We start from the raw sequence: 20197 nt of genomic DNA, 5'->3' as shown, positions 1-20197 counted from the left end.
AAAAACGCCTGTGGAAGGCGTTTCTCTAGAAACTAAACAATAGCTTTGACAACTTTTTTCCCTTTTAAACCATTAACCGATCTCTTTCGTTAGCTGGTACAAGTAAGAAAGGGTGTTAAATGTTTCTTCACATTTATTCAAAAAAGCATCCCGATCTTTTAGGATAACATCATTACGGTCGATGTGGATACCACAAAGAATTTCAGCTTTTTTTACAGATTGTAATCGATCCAACAATTGTGTGAATTCATCTTCGTTTAAATCTTTGTTAGGTATTGCACCAGGTTTAGTATGATCCTTTGACCAAACAAAATCAGCAGGTATATGTTCCCGAACTTCTTCTTGGTGTTTCTTAAGTACTTGAGCATAGTCTTCTTTAATCGGACTTTCATAAATCATAGCAAACCAAATAAAAATGTGGCTTTCCCATAACCCGATTTGGAAGTGAGGAAGTTTCTTGTAACCTCTTTTGCTACTTGCAAGTGCAGCCCATGTGTCATTAGGTGGGTTGGTTGTTCTCCTTGCATGTTTGGCCACATGAACATGCATTTCATCTCCTGTTAAAGATGTTAAAACAGGTGCAAGCTCTTCAGCAATTGATTCTAATTTCGGGGAAACTTGACTCTTCAATGCACTCATACGATCTTCTAGTCCATCAATTTTAAAGACATCAAAATCTTTCTCAGTAAATCCGTTAAATTGTGTCATATATAAACTCCTTTCTTTATTTCCAAACGTTATACTATAAAATTCTATCATAGATCTTACTAAGGCGCCTAACTGCACGGTTGAGGTTTAAATCGGGCGCTATTTGGTTAAATAAAAGTAATAAAACATTTGTCAGATTTGATGGTTTTCACATATATATACTAAAAGAGCTCTCTAGGAGGAGTCGCAAATGAAACGAGTGATGGATAGCTTACGTAAGAGGGAAGTGATGGAGAGGTTACCTGTTGTGAAAATGGAAATTGATTATGAATTAATGACACTTTTTGAAGCGATGGAAGAAGAGGATAAACATCAAGTAAGACAATCCAAAGAGCGTTTAGAGCAATTAAGGATGGAATGGGTTCACTTGACTTCATAACTATACCGGGGAACGAGTTCATAGCTCGTTCTTTTTTACGCCTTGTAATTCTCCGCTCCATAGCAAAGAGTGAAAAAGATGAAGGAATACCAAAATTTTGATACCATAGGAAGCAACCTAACTAATAGAAGGAGTTCGACTCGCATGAATGATCAACAAAAGCAACTGATTTTTGAACAAGCTAAACAGTGGATTTTAGAAGCAGGAGAACGAATTCGAGCGAAAATGCACGAACCATTTGTAATAGAGACGAAATCTACCCCGGATGACCTTGTTACAGAGATTGATCAGAATACAGAGCAGTTCTTTGCTAAGAAGATACGAGAAACTTATCCTGATCATCGCGTGCTTGGGGAAGAAGGGTTTGGGGATGACCTAAAGGACTTGGATGGCATTGTTTGGATTGTGGACCCTATAGATGGAACCATGAATTTCGTCCACCAAAAACAAAACTTTGCTATTTCGGTTGGGATATATAAAGATGGTATTGGAGAAATAGGCTTTATTTACGATGTCATGGGAGATGTTCTATATCAGAGTAAGCGTGGGGAAGGAGCTTACAAGAATGACCACAAGCTTTCTCCTCTTTCATCTGATATCGTATTGGAAAAGTCAATTGTTGGTTTAAATGCCTTCTGGGCTACAGAAAACCCTCGTGTAGATAAAAGGGGAATGCAAGAGCTTATCAGAAAAGTAAGAGGAACACGTTCATATGGATCGGCTGCATTAGAGTTCGCCTATGTCGTTGAAGGGAATATGGATGCCTATGTGACGATGCGTCTCGCTCCTTGGGATGTAGCTGCTGGAATCGTGCTCTTAAGTGAAGTAGGGGGCATTACTACAAAAGCGGATGGTACAGAAGTGGACATGTTAACGACTAATTCAATAATAGCTTCTAATCGTGCTATTCATCGCGAAATCATAGATAAACATATCGAACTTAAGAAATAATGGAACCATTTTTTGAAAAGGAGGGTTCTAGGTGCATAGAATACTCTATTATTTAATAGGTATATGAATTATGACTCTTGGTATCAGCCTCACAATTATAGCTGATCTTGGTACGATGCCTTTTGACTCCCTAAACGTGGGTATGGCAGATGCCGTTGGGTTGACCACTGGCACTTGGGAGGTTATTAACGGATTCTTACTCGTTCTTATAAATGGAATCTTAATACGGAAGAAACCAGATATACTCGCTCTTGGAACAGCAGTGGTGACCGGTATAGGGATAGATTTTTGGCTGCATGGCGTTCTTGGTTCAATGGAAGTTGATAGCAGGGGGCTGGCATATAGCTTTCTTATAGCCGGTATTCTCCTTTTAGGACTTGGTGTGGCGACTTACGTACGTAGTAAATTTGCTTACAATCCTGTGGATGGGTCTATGTTTGTTGTGAGTAAGTTGACAGGTTTTAGTTTGGGGATGTCTAAAACTGTTGTAAGCCTAATTCTTTTAGGTATATCTTTGTTAATAGGAGGGCCTGTGGGGATAGGAACAGCGGTTGCCATTCTTCTGATAGGGCCTTCTGTTACTTTTTTTGATAAGGGCTTAAGCCGCATTACAAAAGCTCAAGTTACACCTAACGTTTAGGGGTGGCTTGAGCTTTTGCTGACATGTAGTAAGTTAAGCTTCTTGGTTACGCTGTTTACGCTTAACCACGAACCCAAAGCCCATAACTGAGAACCCTAACAAAAGAAATAGTAGAGAAAAGATTACAGAACGGTATCCTATAGCTACCCCTACTAACATAAAACAAAAAACGGCTAACAGTGCTAGAAGGAATAGTGGAATGTTTAAATTTTTCATATATGTTCACCTCTTGTGTGCATGCTAGTAATAAGTTTACCGTATTTTACTCCTTTTGAAAACGAATCCAATAAGAGGGTAGCGGGTATGCAGAAGTTTTAGTATGATAGAAATAGATCTATGTTACGAGTAATAGGGGGAAGCACCAATGAATGAAGCGAGTAATATTCTTCAAATTCCTAATGATCTATCGCCGGTAGCCAGCTTTCTATTTAGTGGGTTAGGTGGAGAAATCAATCTGAATAATGATGATGAAGTAGCGCTTGCTATTCGAAGCGTTTTATTTTTATACTTAATTATTCTAGGCTTAGCGATTGTAACGTATAAATTAGGATTTGCTAAAAAGTTACCAGTCCTGAAATCTGCGGTTATCTACGTTGTTTTAGCTGCAGGATGCACGATTTTAACAGTCCCACTTGGTTTGTCCCTGCCAATTGCAGAGGGTCTTTTTGTATCATCACTTGTATTAGGAATTTACAGGGTACGTTTACACAATGAACGAAAAGGCAGGAAAACAGAAGCCTCATAAATAGAAAAAAGCCTGCAAATTGTGCAGGCTTTTTTCTTTATATTAAACTTTCATCATTCTTTGGTTCTCTGTAAAGATTAAAGTTGCCTGTTGCTTTCCTGGCATTTGTCTTTTCTCCAATTCGATCGTTGCAGGTTGGGCACATATACGTATTAATTCGTTTGTTACGCATACGTTTCGCTTGCAAAGAGTTTCCGTCAATCGAATGGACATCATCGCATAATACACATTTTACACGCATCGGTTTCACCTCAATTATTTCTCTCTTTGCTTTTGTATTATAACATGTTCGTGTCTTATGTACTAATAGATGTTCGAAAATTTGTAAGAAGTGGGAAGCTTGGAAGTTGAATTCGTTCGTTTAGAGGTACTCTTTTACGGGAAAAGGATTAATAGAAAACGTTGAAAGGATGATACGATGAAGAAACGTTGGATTTATTCAGCAGTTGGAGCTGCGAGTGCAGGAGCTGCAATGTACGTACTTAAAGACGAAAAGAGAAGAAATGATTTGAAAGAACGAGCTAAATCTTTATCAACAACTGTACAAAATTCCATTCAAAAAGACAACCAAGAGGACCTTCCTGTTGAGAAAGCAGGTGTACCTGAATTCGATCACACGGAAAATACGAAGATGGTAGATGAAGGCTCTCAGTTTGGGGTTCAATATTATAATGAATTGCAAGAGGAAGAAAAGGAGCTAGAAAAGCAAAACACCTAAATCTTAATCAGATTTAGGTGTTTTTTTGTCTTTATAATTATTTGATTGTTCGTCTTGAATTTCTTCCAGTTCTTTTTTCTGTTCAGTAGGTAATTTGCCTTTGTCTTGATCTGGCTCTGTTGGTTTATTTTCTGGAACTGGAACTTCTGGCATATACCTTCCCACAATAGCAGACAGTTCATCTGTAATTCCTTGAATCGGGTGTCCTTGTCTTATCTTTCTACCCATCTGTTTAATGCGTTCGTAGCCATCAGCATCAGCTATGACAATTGCATCCTTCCCGTATGGATCTTTCTTTAAAGCTTCAGCTACAGAATACTTAATTGACCCCACACGAGATCGGTCTAGAGATTTATCCACGTCTATCGCGACGACTACATATGGACCAGCGACAACAGCCGTTGCTTTATGAACATCTGGCACCTCATTAGCGACTCTGGCTAAATGTTTAGAACGCTTTCGATTGCTCATCTTCTCTTTTGGAGCGGGATCAGAATCTTGAACCTGGATAGTTGGGCTTTGATTCTCTTGTTGTGGCAGGCTTTCCTGTTCATTTGATTGACAAGCCGTTAAAGCAATAGCTAAACCAATTATAACGATAAATTTCACAGTTCTCACTCCTTTATTTGTTGTTATATTTTGAAGTTCGTCTAACTTTATACATACAAGCATATAGTGGAAGTAGGAAGCCTTGCCAAACAATGTAGACTAATTCTCAGGAGGCGGCTGAATGGAAAAAATTTATGTACTAGATACAAATGTGTTGTTACAAGACCCAAGATCAATTTACACTTTTGGTCACAATGAGGTCGTTATTCCAGCCATAGTACTGGAAGAAGTGGATTCAAAAAAAAGAAACATGGATGAAGTTGGGCGGAATGCCAGAGAAGTTTCAAGAATTATGGATCGGTTGAGATTAATGGGTAAGCTGCACGAGGGAGTGAAACTTGAGAGTGGCGGTATACTTCGTGTGGAATTAAATCACAGGTCATTTACGAAGCTAGAAGAAGTGTTTATGGAACGTACAAATGATAATCGTATCTTAGCGGTCACGCTTAATTTGCATCTTGAGGAGAAGGAAAAAAGCGAAGGAAGACAAGTTGTTTTAGTTTCAAAAGATATGTTGATGAGAATTAAGGCAGATGCTATTGGACTTGTTGCTGAAGACTTTCTTAGCGAAAGAGCCGTCAATGAAGACACAATTTTAAATGGATTTAAGGAACTTTACGTGAATGAAGATGAAATTAATTTATTTTTCCAAACGGGGGAATTAGCTCTATCAAAAGAGTTGTTAGCATCCCTGCATCCAAATGAATTTATGATTTTAAAAAACAGGGCTAACCCTTCTCACTCTGCTATAGGGATTGTAAAACATCATGAAGGTCTTCTGCAGAAATGCAGATTCCAAAATGAACAAGCTTGGGGGATTCGCCCAAGGAACGCTCAGCAGGTCATGGCTTTGGAGTTATTGTTAAGACGGGATATCCCTTTGGTTACGATGATTGGGAAGGCTGGTACAGGTAAGACGCTGCTTGCTTTAGCAGCAGGACTTATGCAAATTGAAGATTACGGTTTCTATAAGAAACTTCTTGTAGCCCGCCCTATTGTACCGCTTGGGAAAGATTTAGGCTACCTTCCAGGGGAGAAGGAGGAAAAGTTACGGCCTTGGATGCAGCCGATTTATGATAACTTAGAATATTTATTTGATGTAAAAAAGCCAGGGGAACTTGATCAAATTTTATCTGGTATCGGTTCAATACAAGTTGAAGCGCTCACCTATATAAGAGGAAGAAGCATTCCTGAACAGCTAATCCTTATAGATGAAGCACAGAATCTTACCAAACATGAAGTGAAAACAATACTTACTAGGATTGGTGAGGGGAGTAAAGTTGTCCTTTTAGGAGATCCTCATCAAATAGACCACCCTTATTTAGATGAATTCAATAATGGTCTTATTCACGTAGTGGAAAAATTTAAGGATCAAAACTTAAGTGGGCACGTCAAGCTTGTAAAAGGTGAACGATCACCTTTAGCTCAGCTATCAGCAGATTTCCTATAGGAAAAAACCCCGGCCAAAAACATGACCGGGGTTTATTCGTTTACATATCAGTCGATTACAATTTTTTTGACACCTTTTATAGGCTGGTCCTTATTTGAACCATCTTGAAAATACACATGGACGGGACCTTCCTGGTTTAAAGGCTTGCCATCTTGTGAAAATAAAAAGAGGGACTGGTTTAATTCGTCTAACGTAATTGTAGTGTCACCAGATTCAGTTACAAGTAAAGCTTTGTTTGCTTCATCTTTGATCTCAGCATTTTTTAAAAAATGATGAATGGGCATAACATAAGTACCCTCTAATATTTTTTTCTTATCGTATTTGGAGATGCTTTTATTTACAGGAGGATCAAGCTTTTGTTGATAAACCTCACGATCCCAGAACTCAGAAGCTTTTCTTATTTCATCTTCTTCCGTTGCTTCTGGCGTCGTTTGAAATGTGAACGCTTCCTCAAATGATACTTTGCGATCGTCAAAAATCCAAACAGTAGGGTCTAATGTAATGCTATAGTTTACGTTTCCAGTTAATTGTATGATCAATGGTAGACCACCCTTCGTTGTAAAAAGATTCTGAACCTAGTATAACGAACTTAAACCAATCATGCACTAAGGAGGTTTTCAAATGCAGAAAAAAGTAAGTCAGGGAATGGTCGATGAATGGATAGAACACGTTAGTGCTTTTACTCAATTAGGTAAAGTAGCTGACTATATTCCAGCTCTAGAAAAGCAAGATCGTGAGAATATTGCAATTGGGGTTTATCATTTAGATGGAGAATGTGTTGGGGCAGGTAAAGTCGAGAACACATTTACGATACAAAGCATATCTAAAGTTTTAGCATTAGCATTAGCTCTAATGGATCAAGGTGAAGATTATGTGTTTGCAAGAGTAGGAAAAGAACCAAGCGGTGACCCATTCCATTCGATAGCTAAGCTTGAAACAACGAACCCTTCAAAACCTCTCAACCCAATGATTAATGCAGGTGCATTAGCTGTTACAAATATGATTGAAGGAACTACACCTGATGAGAAAGTTGGACGTTTGTTAGCATTCGTTCATGAACTGGCCAATGATCATAGTATTCAATACGATCAAGAGATAGCAAATTCAGAATATGAAACAGCTTATTTAAATAGATCACTGGCATTCTTTATGAAACAACATCATGTTATTGAAGGTTCAATTGAAGAGTTGTTAGATACCTATACTAAGCAATGCGCTATTGAAGTGAATATTAAACAATTGGCTCGTATTGGAGCGGTTTTTGCGAACGAAGGAAAAGACATTGAATCAGGTCGTCAAATCATACCAAGACAGCTAGCAAGAATATGTAAAACCTTCATGGTAACCTGTGGCATGTATGATGCATCTGGCTCATTTGCTATACGAGTAGGTATACCAGCTAAAAGTGGAGTGTCTGGTGCTGTAATGGGTTCTGTGAAAGACTTTGGAGGAATTGCAGTCTTTGGTCCTGCTCTTGATGAAAAAGGTAATAGCGTCGTGGGCATGCAATTGTTAGAAATGCTCTCAAGTCGGTTAGAGCTATCGATCTTTTAAGTAAGGCTTTGTAAAAGTTTACTGTTGTTATTTATTCAAGAATAGGGCAGGAATGTTGAATACTTAAAGCTGAGACACTTTTTTATGTATGGGGGCGTTACGTTTATTGAGATTTAGGGGGTGTCTGGGGAACGACTCGCTTTCCACGGGCGCTTCCGTTCCCTCAATATATGGCAAAGGTGGTTCGGGAAATTGCGAGACTCCTGCGGCAGTAGGAGCCTAGGGGAGACCCCACAGAGAGCGTAGCGAACGAGGAGGCTCCCCAGCTCGCCGCGGAAAGCGAGTAATTTCCCGAACCACCTTATCCTCAATCTAGGCAAACGGAAGCATCCTCTCAACTTCGAGTCTCCCATATAATTGGGCTTATATAGGAAATTAACACCCAATAATGACAGAGTCTAAAATAAAGTAAAAACGTAGTTATCTTTCTGAACTTTCCTTGCATTTTTGTCCCTTAACCTATAATATAAATAAAAGAAAGTCTGTTTTAATCGGAGGGGATTAACGTGTCATCAGAAGTAGCGATCGATCATCGCCAACAAGCCTACGCCCTTCTTAAGGCTGATGCGGATAAAATAGCAAAACTCATCAAAGTTCAGATGGATAACCTAACCATGCCGCAGTGTCCTCTATATGAAGAGGTTCTAGATACCCAAATGTTCGGACTATCACGAGAGATTGATTTCGCTGTCCGCTTGAATTTAATAAGGGAAGAGGATGGCAAGAAGCTTCTCGAAAACTTAGAGCAAGAAATGAATGCTCTGCATGAAGCCTCTCAAAAGTCCTGACAGATAAACTCAAATTTCACCCCTCTGGTGAACATTTGAGTTTTTTTACTATCTAGGCAATGAGTAGTGGGGAAAAGGAGTGATGTATATCTGGCATAAGGAAAAAGTATGATAGTAGATGATAATATTTTTCTTGCAAAGAAGGAATTTGATGCTTTAATCTAGTAAAAAAATATAAGGGATCAAAACCAATTACATAAGGATGGACAACAATGAAAAAATTATGGAAAAACTTTGATTTCACTTTAATCTTTACACCGTTGATCTTAACAGCTTTTGGAGTCGTTATGATTTATAGTGCATCAATGGTTTATGCCGTTGCAAAGTGGGGTTACTCTCCAGATCATTATCTAAACAAGCAATTAATTTGGTGTGGTTTAGGGTTGATTGCATTTATAGTAACAATTAGTATACCCTATCAGAAGTATCAGAAATGGATGCCGTTAATCTTGTTCGGCGTTGCCATATTGCTTGCGTTAGTCTGGTCTCCGCTTGGGGATTATGTAAATGGTGCTTATTCCTGGCTGGTATTAGGTCCTATTCGAGTTCAGCCGGCAGAGTTAGCGAAGGTAGGCTTAATTATGTACCTTGCCTCCGCACTCGCCAAAAAGCAAGATCGGTTATCGAGCTTTAGAAGAGGTGTTATACCACCATTATTTATTACGTTCCTAATTCTTGGGTTGATCATCTGGCAACCGGATGTGGGGACGGCTTCCATCATCGCGCTCATTGCAGCAACTATCTTTTTGAGTGCTGGTATTCACCCGAAAATAATAAGCATGTTAGCGGTTCTTGGTGGAGCTTTGATTACCATCTTCATATTAACGTCCGTTGTGACGGATTCAGAGCGTGTCGCTCGTTTTACAGGAGCTTATGAACCCTTCTCAGATCCGGCTGATGATGGTTATCATTTAATACAGTCGTATATTGCAATTGGAACAGGTGGTATAAGTGGTGATGGTCTTGGACAAGGTGTTCAAAAACTAGGTTACCTTCTTGAACCACACACAGATTTTATTATGGCGGTAATCGCTGAAGAGCTAGGTTTATTAGGTGTATTAATTGGTATCGGACTTCTGACAGTCATCGTCCTTCGTGGATTGTTTATCGCAAGACAGTGTAAAGATGCATTTGGAAGTCTTTTGGCAATTGGGATTTCATCAATGGTTGGTATTCAAACAATTATTAACCTGGGGGCTGTAAGTGGTCTCCTTCCTATTACGGGAGTACCGTTGCCATTTATTAGTTATGGAGGTTCTTCTTTAGTGGTCTTATTGGCCTCTATGGGAATTTTAAATAATATAGCTAGACAGGTGCGTCTAGAAGATCAGCCGAAGGTTTACAACAAGAATGTCACTGATGATGGTAGATCTAGTACAAATGCACCTACAATACAGCAACAAAGAAAAGCTAGGGGAGGAAGACAATGGGTGAACGAAAGAAGATCAATAAGGTATTAGTTGCCAATCGAGGCGAAATTGCTATAAGAGTATTTCGTGCATGTACAGAACTTGATATAAGAACAGTAGCGGTTTATTCAAAGGAAGATAGTGGTTCTTACCATCGCTACAAAGCTGATGAAGCTTATCTTGTCGGTGAAGGAAAGAAGCCAATTGACGCCTATCTGGATATTGAAGGCATTATTGAAATAGCGAAGAGTGTGGGTGTTGATGCCATCCACCCTGGTTATGGATTCTTATCTGAGAACATTCATTTTGCAAGAAGATGTGAAGAAGAGGGACTTACGTTCATTGGGCCAACAAGTGAACATTTAAATATGTTTGGTGATAAGGTTAAAGCGAGATATCAAGCTATTCAAGCAGACATTCCAGTAATTCCTGGAACAGATGGGCCTGTAACAGATATCGAAGAAGTAAAAGCATTTGGTCGAAAACACGGTTATCCAATCATGATTAAAGCAGCCCTAGGTGGTGGCGGTCGTGGAATGCGCATTGTTCGTAGTGAAGCTGCCCTCCAGGATGGATATGACCGTGCCAAATCGGAAGCGAAAGCGGCATTTGGTAACGATGATGTTTACGTGGAGAAGTTAGTTGAAAATCCAAAACATATTGAAGTGCAGATTTTAGGGGACGCCGATGGTAATATCGTGCATTTATATGAACGAGATTGTTCGGTTCAAAGACGTCACCAAAAGGTTGTGGAGGTCGCTCCTAGCGTTTCCTTACATAACGATATCCGTGAACGGATGTGTGAAGCTGCTGTTAAATTAATGAACAATGTCACTTACTTAAATGCCGGAACAGTTGAGTTTCTTGTTTCAGGAGATGAATTCTATTTCATCGAAGTAAATCCGCGTGTCCAGGTAGAACACACGATTACAGAATTAATCACCGGTATTGATATTGTGCAAGCTCAAATTATGATTGCTGAAGGATATAATTTGTTTGATAAGCCAATCAGCATCCCTAAACAGGAAGATATTCGTACACATGGCTTTGCCATTCAATCTCGTGTAACAACAGAAGACCCGCTTAATAATTTTATGCCTGATACAGGAAAAATTATGGCATACCGATCTGGAGGTGGGTTTGGAGTTCGTTTAGATGCAGGAAATGGGTTCCAAGGTGCTGTCATCTCGCCTTATTATGACTCGTTGCTTGTGAAGGTTTCCACTTGGGCACTAAGCTTCGATCAGGCCGCTCATAAGATGGTGCGTAACTTACGGGAATTCAGGATAAGAGGGATTAAAACAAATATTCCTTTCCTCGAAAATGTTATTCTGCACAATAAGTTCTTGTCAGGAGAGTACAACACAACCTTTATTGACCAGTCACCTGAGTTATTTGTATTTCCGAAAAGAAAAGACAGAGGGACTAAAATGCTCTCTTATATTGGAGCTACAACGGTTAATGGTTTTGAAGGTACTTCTCACAGAAAGAAACCTGCTTTGCCTAAACCTAGAGAGCCGGTAGTGAAACATTCTGAACCCATTGCGGCTGGCACGAAACAATTACTTGATGAACAAGGACCAGAAGCAGTCGCTGAATGGCTGAAGAATAGAAAAGAAGTATTATATACTGACACTACCTTCAGGGATGCCCATCAATCTCTATTAGCTACTCGTGTTAGAGGTAAGGATTTGGAGCATATTGCAGAACCTACAGCACGATTACTTCCTAATCTATTTTCTGTAGAGATGTGGGGAGGAGCAACCTTTGATGTATCCTACCGATTCTTAAAGGAAGATCCTTGGAAACGCCTGTTAACCATGCGTGAGAAAATGCCAAACATGTTATTCCAAATGCTTCTTCGTGCTAGTAACGCAGTTGGGTATAAGAACTATCCTGATAATGTCATTAAGGAATTCGTTGAAAAGAGTGCTCAGGCAGGCATTGATGTCTTCCGTATCTTTGACAGCTTAAACTGGGTGGAAGGAATGAAGCTAGCCATTGAAGCGGTTAGAGACACAGGGAAAATTGCTGAAGCGGCAATGTGTTATACAGGAGACATTTTAGATCCATCCCGCCCTAAATATGACTTGGCCTATTATACGAGTTTAGCGAAAGAATTAGAGGATGCTGGCGCTCATATCTTAGCAATTAAGGATATGGCAGGAGTCATGAAGCCTGAAGCGGCCTTTCAATTGGTTTCAGCGTTAAAGGAGACAGTAAATATACCAATTCACCTCCATACCCATGATACAAGTGGAAATGGAATTTTCACTTACGCACGGGCTATAGAAGCAGGTGTAGATGTAGTTGACGTTGCTGCTAGTACGATGGCTGGTTTAACTTCTCAACCAAGTGCAAGCAGTCTGTATTATGCTCTAGAGGGAAATGATCGAAAACCAAACATTGATGTCAATGCTTACGAGGAGTTGGGCCATTATTGGCATGATATTCGAAAGTATTATCAAGATTTCGAAAGCGGCATGATGGCACCTCATTCTGAAGTCTATCAACACGAAATGCCAGGCGGGCAATACAGTAATCTTCAACAGCAAGCAAAGGCAGTTGGTCTTGAATCACGTTGGGACGAAGTGAAACGTATGTATCGCAGGGTAAACGATATGTTTGGTGATATTGTTAAAGTAACTCCTTCTTCCAAAGTAGTTGGAGATATGGCGCTCTTTATGGTGCAGAATGAGCTAACTGAAGATGATGTGTATGAAAAGGGTGAATCAATTGATTTTCCTGATTCTGTTCTTGAATTCTTCCAAGGGTATTTGGGTCAACCGTACCAAGGGTTCCCTCAAGAGCTTCAGCGCATCATTCTAAAAGGGAAGGAACCATTATCCGTACGGCCGGGTGAACTTCTTGAACCTGTGGACTTTAAAGATCTAAAAGAAAATCTCTTCCAAAAGCTAGATCGTCAAGTGACGAGTTTTGATATGATTAGCTATGCACTTTATCCTAAAGTGTTTATGGATTATCATCAGTTTTATGAGCAATACGGGGACATGTCAGTATTAGATACATTGACGTTCTTTTATGGAATGCGTCTTGGCGAAGAAATTGAAGTAGAAATCGAGCAAGGAAAAACGTTAATTGTTAAACTTGTTTCGATTGGTGAAGCTCAGCCAGATGCTACAAGAGTGGTCTACTTTGAATTGAACGGCCAACCTCGTGAAGTCGTTATCAAAGACCAAAATATTAAAGCATCTGTAGAGGCGCGTCCTCAAGTGGATAAGCAAAATCCAAAACACATCGGGGCTACGATGCCTGGTACAGTTGTAAGTGTTATCTCGAATAAAGGTGAAACCGTTAATAAAGGTGACCATCTTATGATTACTGAAGCGATGAAGATGGAAACTACGGTTCAGGCCCCATTTGATGGGAAGATCAAAAACATTTACGTTAAAAATGGAGAAGCAATTCATGTAGGTGATTTGTTAATCGAGTTCGAATAACGTGGTACACAGTGAAGACTAGCATTTAAAGCGCTTAGAGCCAAATACTCTAAGCGCTTTTTATGGGATATTCTAGAATAAATTCAGGCATAATCAATTTCAAGGAGGGATTCAATGGCGGTATTTTATCCATATTTCTTTTGTGATGATGGAAGGGAGCAAGCAGATTTTTATACGTATGCGTTAGATGGAGAAGTTGTAAGCATTCAGACCTTTGAAGAGGCACCTGATATGCCAAGTGAGATAAAGGATAGTGTGATGCACCTTGTGCTTAAAGCGAAAGGACAGCACTTTTTTATGGCGGATCGAATAGAAGGGGAGACAATCTCCGGAAATCAAATGGATCTTACGCTTGAGTTTGAGGAAGAAGAAGAGGCTAGGGAAGTATTTAGTAGGCTTTCTGAAGAAGGGCGAGTGTTCATGCCTTTTGAGAAAATGTTTTGGGGAGCTATGTTTGGGAGGCTAGAAGACCGTTTTGGGGTGCGTTGGCAAATTGTCACAGAACATTAAAAAGACCGTAGAGATCTCTACGGTCTTTTTCGTTCCAACTAATTATTTTTAGTTTTATCATATTTTGCACTTCTAGAAGATAACAAAATAAAGTAAGTTAACAAGCTAAAGAAGCATGCTATTACGAGGGCGTGTAAAAGGGCAATAAACAAGTTGAGCTGTGTAACAATAATCATTGCGCCTAAGAACACCTGAAGAGCCATAAGGAGAAATGCAAGGTTCCAGCCTGTTCTCATTACTCCATTTGACTTATATTGCTTCCTAATTCTGATAAACAAATAAGCCACCCAAACAAAAATTAAACCAGCTGCTAAGCGGTGTCCCATTTGGACCCACTCATGCATATTAAAGGATCCGAGTTGCAACGGGCTGTTATTGTCACAGAATGGCCAGCCTGTACATACGACGCTTGCTCCAACGTGGCGAACAAGTGCACCTGTATAAACCACAGCCAATGTGTAAATAGCTAAACTATAAAATTGAATGCGCAAACTTCGATCAATATAAAGAGAATCTGCATCAAACTTCCTATCAATCTCAAAAATCAATAGGGTTAATAAGAATATAGATGCAAAAGAAATCAATGAGATACCAAAATGCATTGCTAACACAAAATCTGATTGTCCAAATTTAACTGCAGCTGCTCCAATTAGCCCTTGAGCAACTAAGAAGAAAATGGATAAAAATGCAAGTAACTTTGTTTCTCGGATATGTCCTATATATCTCCATGCTAGAATGGATAACACTAATACAAATAATCCAACGCCTCCGGAAACAAGACGGTGAGCCATTTCTATAATGAGCTCTGGAGTAATGTTAGTTGGGATGATTTGACCGTGACATAACGGCCAGCTTTTTCCACAACCCATACCTGAATCTGTTTTTGTTACCAGCGCGCCGCCTATTAGGACAAATAGCATTCCAAGAGACGATAGAACGGAAAGCCATTTTAATAATTTAATCATTTCTCCACCTCTCTGTATATTTAGTGGAACATATCTATATTAATATAAATAAAAAAATAAGTGCAATTATCGAGCGTAATGTTCACCAAATCGACACAAACTCTATGATACCATGATTTTTAAAGTGTAGGAAATTTAAAATGTTTGACTTATGTAAAATACATGTTTAGTAAGGGGGACGAAAAGCTAGTAGGATTCTTTCATCCCTGATCGATTAGTAACCATGGACTCTACGTGTCCCAACTGTTACTTTTATTTCAGTTTAGCCTCTGTGCTGGTGATTGGTCTATTATATATAGAATTGGATTTTTCACAACAAATGTAAAGAAAGTGCTTGCAATGTAAACGGTTGTTTGCTAGAAATAAATAGGGGATTTGTTCCGATACTTACAATTCTTATCCAACCTATAATCCTCTCTAACTCCTCATATAAAACATGTCATCTATGTCTTGTTATAGGGGTGTTCACAGATATTTCACAACTTAAAATATCTCTGATTAAATAGATAGAAAATCTATTCCATGATACAATAGGATGGAATGTTTAGAATCTGCACGTTCATAAAAGTTTTTACAACACGCCCTCCTTTAAAATGTTAGGAGTTTGTTTATACTAAGTAGAATATGAACGAATTGTGAGGGAAGGTTGAAGGAGGAATACGAAGAACGATGAACAATCCAAGAACTGTTGAGTCAACATCACAAGTGATGAATCGTTCAGCCAGAGATGAAACCACTTCATCCTTATGGGCTGACATCCTTTCTTTGATTAAGATAGGGATTATAAATTCAAATCTAATGACTGCATTTGCTGGTTTTTGGCTAGCGGTACACTTCACCGAGGCATCCTTTTTTGATCATTGGCAAGCATTCTTAATGTCTATGATTGGGATTGCTTTTGTTATTGCAGGTGGTTGTATTATTAACAATTATTACGACCGGGATATAGATAAAGTAATGTCTCGTACCCAAAGCCGGCCAACTGTAACAGGAACGATCGCATTAAAACACATCCTAATAATGGGCGTTAGTGTGACATCATTAGGCCTACTCTTTTTACTATTTACCACGTGGGTAGCTGCTTTAATCGGTGCTTTTGGATGGTTTACCTATGTTGTTCTTTATACAATGTGGTCAAAAAGAAGGTACACATTAAATACGGTTATTGGTAGTTTTTCAGGTGCTGTTCCACCTCTGATAGGATGGGCAGCGATTGATCCTGGTTTACACCCAGTAGCGTGGGGATTATTTTTCGTCATGTTTATTTGGCAAACACCTCACTTCTTGGCCCTTGCCATGAAGAAAACAGAAGAGTATCGAGAGGCAGGCATACCAATGCTACCTGTCGTTCATGGATTCTCAATCACAAAACGCCAAATTGTAATCTATACAGCATGTTTATTGCCATTTCCATTCTATCTTCATTCTTTAGGTACAGTCTTCATGGTAATCGCCGCTTTACTAAGTGTCGGATGGTTTGCCATAGGGGTAGCAGGCTTCTTCATGAAGGATGATATGAAATGGGCAACATGGATGTTTGTTTACTCTTTAAACTATTTGACTATTCTATTTGTAGCAATGATTGTTGTTACATTGCCTAACCCTTTTTAAGTTGATCAGGAAAACTCTTAAAGAGTTTTCCTGATTCTTAATAATAAATATTTGCAATATTACAAAGAGAAAGAGAGGTATCTTTAATGAAAGGATGGATGGGAAAGTCTCGCGTTCTGTTCCTTTTTGGCATTATGCTGCTGACCTTGACCGGTTGTGGGCTGCCGAATCTTACAGCTCTAGAACCCAAAGGTGAAGGCGCTGATGTCATTTATGATCTTATGATGTTAAGCGTTATCATAATGGTCGTAGTAGGGGTCATAGTTATGGCGCTTTATTTCTTCGTCTTGATTCGTTATCGCCAGAAGGAGGACAATCAAGACTACATTCCGAAGCAAACAGAAGGAAACAAGTTTCTTGAATTGTTATGGACAGTGGTTCCAATTTTACTACTAGTTGTTTTGGCTGTACCAACTGTTCAAAAGACATTTATGCTGGCTGATACAACTCCGGCAGAAGAAGACAAAGAAGATGCTATTACGATTGAAGTGACAGGAAAACAGTATTGGTGGCATTATAATTATAACGGTCTTGAGGTTCAAGCTAGTCAAGATCTCTATATCCCTACTGGGGAACGTGTATACTTAAAATTAGCAGCTAGTGATGTTATCCACTCGTTCTGGGTTCCAGCAATTGCAGGAAAGATGGATACAAACCCTGGTACTGGAAACGTCAATGAAATGTGGATTAATGCTTATGAAGAGGGCGTTTATTACGGTAAGTGTGCGGAGCTATGTGGTCCTTCACACTCTCTAATGAGCTTTAAAGTAGTAGCGGTAAGCCCGGAAGAATTTGACCAGTGGGTAGAAGAAATGAAAAACGTAAATCCAGACGCTACACCTGAGTCTGAATCGGCACAAGCCGGAAAAGAGTTATTTAATAGTAAAAGCTGTATCGCTTGTCATGCGATTGGATCTTCTCCAGCTGCCGCAGGACCTAATCTAACAAACTTTGGTTCTCGTGTGAAAATCGCTGGTATTTTAGACAACAATAAGCAAAACCTTATTGATTGGCTACAGCACCCAGAAGATATCAAACCAGGTAATAAGATGACAGGTAAATACGGGAATACTGATGCCGACAATCCGTTAACTTCAGAGGAAGCGGAACAACTGGCTGACTACTTACTACAGCTTAATCCTACAGAAATCACACCTGAGGATGCTGAAGCACAATAATAGAGAGAAAAGGGAGGTCGTAGCGTGAGTACAGCTACTGCGCAAAAGAAAGGCTTTGGCGCTACCCTATGGGATTACTTGACCACAGTGGATCACAAGAAAATTGCGATTCTTTACTTAGTCGCTGGTGGTATTTTCTTCCTTGCGGGTGGATTAGAAGCAATGCTGATTCGAATACAGCTTGCGGTGCCTGACAATGATTTTGTCTCTGCTGGTTTATATAACCAGCTGATTACAATGCACGGAACAACCATGATCTTCTTAGCTGCAATGCCATTGATTTTTGCATTAATGAACATTGCGGTTCCATTACAGATCGGAGCACGTGACGTCGCATTTCCATTTCTAAACTCATTAGGTTTTTGGCTCTTTTTCTTTGGAGGCGTTTTACTTAATGTTTCTTGGTTTACAGGAGGTGCACCTGATGCTGGTTGGACAGCTTATGCACCCTTGTCAACGACTTCACCAGGACATGGTGTAGATTACTACGTAATGGGTCTTCAAATTTCTGGTGCAGGTACGCTAATTGGAGGAATTAACTTCCTTGTGACAATTGTGAACATGCGTGCACCTGGTATGACATACATGCGTATGCCACTCTTCACGTGGACGGCATTTGTAACAAGTGTACTTATTCTTTTTGCATTTCCAGCTCTAACAGTTGGTCTGTTCCTTATGATGTTCGATCGCATGTTTGGTGCGAATTTCTTCGACCCTCAAATGGGAGGAAACCATGTCATATGGGAGCATTTATTCTGGATTTTCGGACACCCGGAAGTATACATTCTCGTATTGCCGATTTTTGGATTGTTTAGTGACATCATCTCTACGTTCTCTAAGAAACGTCTATTTGGGTACTCTGCAATGGTTTTCGCAGTAGTCCTAATTGGGTTTTTAGGGTTCATGGTATGGGCACACCATATGTTTACAACTGGTTTAGGTCCGGTAGCGAACTCCATATTCGCGATTGCCACCATGGCTATTGCTGTTCCTACTGGTATTAAGATCTTTAACTGGATATTTACAATGTGGGGCGGAAGCATCCGAATGACAACACCGATGCTATGGACAGTGGCCTTCATCCCATCCTTTACACTTGGAGGATTTGGTGGGGTTATGCTTGCAGCAGCAGCGGCTGACTACCAGTACCACGATACGTACTTCGTTGTTGCTCACTTCCACTATGTAATTGTAGGAGGAGTAGTGTTTGGCGTATTTGCAGGACTACACTATTGGTGGCCTAAGTTCTTCGGTACGATGTTAAGTGAGAAATTAGGAAAGCTTGCATTCTGGCCGTTCTTTGTTGGCTTCCATTTAACATTCTTTATTCAGCACTTCCTAGGTTTAATGGGAATGCCTCGTCGTTATTGGAAGTTCTTGCCGAACCAAGATCTTGATTTAGGTAACCTGGTAAGTACAATTGGTGCCTTCTTAATGGCCATTGGTGCTGTCATTTTCCTTATCAACGTTATCGTAACATCTGTGAAAGGTGAGAAAGTTAGCGGTGATCCTTGGGATGGTCGTACACTAGAATGGTCTATTCCATCACCACCGCCATTCTATAACTTTACACAAACACCACTTGTACGTGGACTTGACCCGTTATGGATTGAAAAGCGTCAAGGTAATGGAAAAATGACTCCAGCTGAACCTCTTGGTGATATTCACATGCCGAATAATTCCTTTATTCCATTTGTTATGTCGCTCGGACTATTCATTGCTGGTTTCGGTTTCATTTACCAAGTTGATGACAAGAACTGGTTAATCGTAGGTATCGCCGGTATGCTCATAACTCTTGGATCTATGTTCGTAAGATCTGTTAAAGATGACCTCGGTTATCACATTCATAAAGAAGACCTAGAAAAGGGGGCTGGTTCTGAATGAGTAGCGATCAACTACAAAGACTAAAACCAGGGCAAAGCCCACACGAGCCTGAAAAAGCCACCCTCGAAGGGAAAAATAAATTCCTAGGGTTTTGGTTTTTCCTAGGAGGAGAAACAGTTTTATTTGCAAGTTTGTTCGGAACGTATTTAGCTTTAAATGGACCTGAGTCTAACACGAGTGGCCCAGGTCCAGCAGAGTTATTTGGTCTTGAACTTGTCTTTATTATGACGGTTATTCTATTGACCAGCTCATTAACAAGTGTTTATGCGATTTACCATATGAAAAATTTAGACTTTGGTAAGATGCAATTATGGCTAGGGATTACGGTTGCTCTTGGTTTAACATTCCTTGGTTTAGAAATTTACGAGTTTTACGAGTATATTATGCATGAAGAGCATACTTTTACATCTGATGCTTTTGGTTCTGCATTCTATGCTCTCGTTGGTTTCCATGGTGGGCACGTACTGTTTGGGTTATTATGGATCGTTACGCTTATGGTACGTAACTCTAAACGAGGCCTTAACTTATATAATGCACCAAAGTATTATATTGCAAGTTTGTACTGGCACTTTATCGATGTTGTTTGGGTATTTATCTTTACGGTAGTATACCTAATGGGAAAATTGGGGGGCTAATT

At 39.7% G+C, this 20197-nt stretch carries 21 protein-coding genes; 15 read left to right on the top strand and 6 right to left on the bottom strand.

The window, feature by feature from the left end; translation table 11 throughout:
- Positions 1-72: 72 nt before the first annotated feature.
- Complete coding sequence (locus N780_RS04915; protein ID WP_036780913.1) at positions 73-708, bottom strand: YktB family protein; 636 nt, start codon at positions 706-708, stop codon at positions 73-75.
- Between the two features lie 190 nt (positions 709-898).
- Between N780_RS04915 and N780_RS04910 the strand changes: the two genes are divergently transcribed.
- From N780_RS04910 to N780_RS04900, 3 genes are all read left to right on the top strand, one after another.
- Positions 899-1087, top strand: coding sequence for a YkzI domain-containing protein (locus tag N780_RS04910; protein WP_036780910.1), 189 nt, complete (start codon positions 899-901; stop codon positions 1085-1087).
- Positions 1088-1231: 144 nt separating this feature from the next.
- Positions 1232-2038 (top strand): inositol monophosphatase family protein, encoded by an 807-nt coding sequence (locus N780_RS04905; protein ID WP_036780908.1) that lies wholly within the window; start codon positions 1232-1234, stop codon positions 2036-2038.
- Positions 2039-2108: 70 nt separating this feature from the next.
- Positions 2109-2678 carry a YczE/YyaS/YitT family protein gene (locus tag N780_RS04900; RefSeq protein ID WP_052114897.1) on the top strand — a complete coding sequence of 190 codons (570 nt, stop codon included), beginning with the start codon at positions 2109-2111 and terminating at the stop codon, positions 2676-2678.
- 33 nt (positions 2679-2711) lie between these two features.
- Here the strand turns inward: N780_RS04900 and N780_RS04895 are convergent, their stop codons facing one another.
- Positions 2712-2894, bottom strand: coding sequence for a DUF5325 family protein (locus tag N780_RS04895; protein ID WP_036780906.1), 183 nt, complete (start codon positions 2892-2894; stop codon positions 2712-2714).
- 148 nt (positions 2895-3042) lie between these two features.
- Between N780_RS04895 and N780_RS04890 the strand changes: the two genes are divergently transcribed.
- Positions 3043-3423: a YlaH-like family protein gene (locus tag N780_RS04890; protein WP_036780904.1), complete on the top strand. Its 381-nt coding sequence runs from the start codon at positions 3043-3045 to the stop codon at positions 3421-3423.
- A gap of 37 nt (positions 3424-3460) precedes the next feature.
- On the opposite strand, the gene N780_RS19420 is transcribed toward N780_RS04890, so the two are convergent.
- Entirely contained in the window at positions 3461-3664 is a 204-nt protein-coding gene (locus N780_RS19420) for a YlaI family protein (protein ID WP_084599348.1), read from the bottom strand.
- 177 nt (positions 3665-3841) lie between these two features.
- On the opposite strand from N780_RS19420, the gene N780_RS04885 reads away from it, so the two are divergent.
- On the top strand, positions 3842-4141 hold the full coding sequence (locus tag N780_RS04885) for a YbyB family protein (protein ID WP_036780901.1): 300 nt from the start codon (positions 3842-3844) through the stop codon (positions 4139-4141).
- A 3-nt stretch (positions 4142-4144) separates the two neighbouring features.
- Here N780_RS04885 and N780_RS04880 read toward each other — a convergent pair whose 3' ends face one another.
- On the bottom strand, positions 4145-4750 hold the full coding sequence (locus tag N780_RS04880) for a YhcN/YlaJ family sporulation lipoprotein (protein ID WP_036780898.1): 606 nt from the start codon (positions 4748-4750) through the stop codon (positions 4145-4147).
- A gap of 121 nt (positions 4751-4871) precedes the next feature.
- On the opposite strand from N780_RS04880, the gene N780_RS04875 reads away from it, so the two are divergent.
- On the top strand, positions 4872-6200 hold the full coding sequence (locus N780_RS04875) for a PhoH family protein (RefSeq protein WP_036780896.1): 1329 nt from the start codon (positions 4872-4874) through the stop codon (positions 6198-6200).
- A gap of 47 nt (positions 6201-6247) precedes the next feature.
- On the opposite strand, the gene N780_RS04870 is transcribed toward N780_RS04875, so the two are convergent.
- Positions 6248-6739, bottom strand: a complete 492-nt coding sequence (locus N780_RS04870) for a hypothetical protein (protein ID WP_036780893.1) — start codon at positions 6737-6739, stop codon at positions 6248-6250.
- An 82-nt stretch (positions 6740-6821) separates the two neighbouring features.
- On the opposite strand from N780_RS04870, the gene glsA reads away from it, so the two are divergent.
- The 5 genes from glsA to N780_RS04845 all read left to right on the top strand — a co-directional run bounded on the left by glsA (position 6822) and on the right by N780_RS04845 (position 13922).
- Positions 6822-7754 (top strand): glutaminase A, encoded by a 933-nt coding sequence (gene glsA, locus N780_RS04865; RefSeq protein ID WP_036780892.1) that lies wholly within the window; start codon positions 6822-6824, stop codon positions 7752-7754.
- 506 nt (positions 7755-8260) lie between these two features.
- Positions 8261-8542 carry an Fpa/YlaN family protein gene (locus N780_RS04860; protein WP_036780890.1) on the top strand — a complete coding sequence of 94 codons (282 nt, stop codon included), beginning with the start codon at positions 8261-8263 and terminating at the stop codon, positions 8540-8542.
- A gap of 212 nt (positions 8543-8754) precedes the next feature.
- Entirely contained in the window at positions 8755-10002 is a 1248-nt protein-coding gene (gene ftsW / locus N780_RS04855) for a putative lipid II flippase FtsW (RefSeq protein WP_036780889.1), read from the top strand.
- Complete coding sequence (gene pyc / locus N780_RS04850) at positions 9969-13412, top strand: pyruvate carboxylase (RefSeq protein WP_036780888.1); 3444 nt, start codon at positions 9969-9971, stop codon at positions 13410-13412. The genes ftsW and pyc overlap by 34 nt, the downstream gene beginning before the upstream one ends.
- A gap of 114 nt (positions 13413-13526) precedes the next feature.
- Positions 13527-13922: a VOC family protein gene (locus N780_RS04845; protein WP_036780886.1), complete on the top strand. Its 396-nt coding sequence runs from the start codon at positions 13527-13529 to the stop codon at positions 13920-13922.
- A 38-nt stretch (positions 13923-13960) separates the two neighbouring features.
- Here N780_RS04845 and N780_RS04840 read toward each other — a convergent pair whose 3' ends face one another.
- Positions 13961-14887: a COX15/CtaA family protein gene (locus N780_RS04840; RefSeq protein WP_036780884.1), complete on the bottom strand. Its 927-nt coding sequence runs from the start codon at positions 14885-14887 to the stop codon at positions 13961-13963.
- Positions 14888-15556: 669 nt separating this feature from the next.
- On the opposite strand from N780_RS04840, the gene cyoE reads away from it, so the two are divergent.
- The 4 genes from cyoE (at position 15557) to N780_RS04820 (ending at position 20195) form a co-directional block, all read left to right on the top strand.
- Complete coding sequence (gene cyoE, locus N780_RS04835) at positions 15557-16498, top strand: heme o synthase (protein ID WP_036780883.1); 942 nt, start codon at positions 15557-15559, stop codon at positions 16496-16498.
- Positions 16499-16584: 86 nt separating this feature from the next.
- The gene (coxB, locus tag N780_RS04830) at positions 16585-17676 is read left to right on the top strand and encodes a cytochrome c oxidase subunit II (protein ID WP_036780880.1); all 1092 of its coding nucleotides are present in this window, start codon (positions 16585-16587) and stop codon (positions 17674-17676) included.
- A gap of 24 nt (positions 17677-17700) precedes the next feature.
- Complete coding sequence (gene ctaD / locus N780_RS04825) at positions 17701-19560, top strand: cytochrome c oxidase subunit I (RefSeq protein ID WP_036780878.1); 1860 nt, start codon at positions 17701-17703, stop codon at positions 19558-19560.
- Positions 19557-20195: a cytochrome (ubi)quinol oxidase subunit III gene (locus tag N780_RS04820; protein WP_036780877.1), complete on the top strand. Its 639-nt coding sequence runs from the start codon at positions 19557-19559 to the stop codon at positions 20193-20195. Before ctaD ends, N780_RS04820 begins: the two co-directional genes overlap by 4 nt.
- The last annotated feature ends 2 nt before the right edge of the window (positions 20196-20197 follow it).

It is taken from the genome of Pontibacillus chungwhensis BH030062 (assembly GCF_000770675.1).
GTDB classification, from domain to species: Bacteria; Bacillota; Bacilli; order Bacillales; family BH030062; genus Pontibacillus; species Pontibacillus chungwhensis.
This window is presented reverse-complemented; position numbering and strand designations above follow the sequence as displayed.

What these genes read in the sequence shown, in the direction of transcription:
- N780_RS04895 (WP_036780906.1), bottom strand. Translation starts at nt 2,894, where the DNA reads ATGAAAAATTTAAACATTCCACTATTCCTTCTAGCACTGTTAGCCGTT.
- N780_RS04820 (WP_036780877.1), top strand. Translation starts at nt 19,557, where the DNA reads ATGAGTAGCGATCAACTACAAAGACTAAAACCAGGGCAAAGCCCACAC.
- cyoE (WP_036780883.1), top strand. Translation starts at nt 15,557, where the DNA reads ATGAACAATCCAAGAACTGTTGAGTCAACATCACAAGTGATGAATCGT.
- N780_RS04900 (WP_052114897.1), top strand. Translation starts at nt 2,109, where the DNA reads ATGACTCTTGGTATCAGCCTCACAATTATAGCTGATCTTGGTACGATG.
- N780_RS04875 (WP_036780896.1), top strand. Translation starts at nt 4,872, where the DNA reads ATGGAAAAAATTTATGTACTAGATACAAATGTGTTGTTACAAGACCCA.
- N780_RS04840 (WP_036780884.1), bottom strand. Translation starts at nt 14,887, where the DNA reads ATGATTAAATTATTAAAATGGCTTTCCGTTCTATCGTCTCTTGGAATG.
- N780_RS04890 (WP_036780904.1), top strand. Translation starts at nt 3,043, where the DNA reads ATGAATGAAGCGAGTAATATTCTTCAAATTCCTAATGATCTATCGCCG.
- N780_RS19420 (WP_084599348.1), bottom strand. Translation starts at nt 3,664, where the DNA reads ATGCGTGTAAAATGTGTATTATGCGATGATGTCCATTCGATTGACGGA.
- N780_RS04910 (WP_036780910.1), top strand. Translation starts at nt 899, where the DNA reads ATGAAACGAGTGATGGATAGCTTACGTAAGAGGGAAGTGATGGAGAGG.
- N780_RS04845 (WP_036780886.1), top strand. Translation starts at nt 13,527, where the DNA reads ATGGCGGTATTTTATCCATATTTCTTTTGTGATGATGGAAGGGAGCAA.
- pyc (WP_036780888.1), top strand. Translation starts at nt 9,969, where the DNA reads ATGGGTGAACGAAAGAAGATCAATAAGGTATTAGTTGCCAATCGAGGC.
- N780_RS04905 (WP_036780908.1), top strand. Translation starts at nt 1,232, where the DNA reads ATGAATGATCAACAAAAGCAACTGATTTTTGAACAAGCTAAACAGTGG.
- glsA (WP_036780892.1), top strand. Translation starts at nt 6,822, where the DNA reads ATGCAGAAAAAAGTAAGTCAGGGAATGGTCGATGAATGGATAGAACAC.
- N780_RS04915 (WP_036780913.1), bottom strand. Translation starts at nt 708, where the DNA reads ATGACACAATTTAACGGATTTACTGAGAAAGATTTTGATGTCTTTAAA.
- N780_RS04885 (WP_036780901.1), top strand. Translation starts at nt 3,842, where the DNA reads ATGAAGAAACGTTGGATTTATTCAGCAGTTGGAGCTGCGAGTGCAGGA.
- coxB (WP_036780880.1), top strand. Translation starts at nt 16,585, where the DNA reads ATGAAAGGATGGATGGGAAAGTCTCGCGTTCTGTTCCTTTTTGGCATT.
- ftsW (WP_036780889.1), top strand. Translation starts at nt 8,755, where the DNA reads ATGAAAAAATTATGGAAAAACTTTGATTTCACTTTAATCTTTACACCG.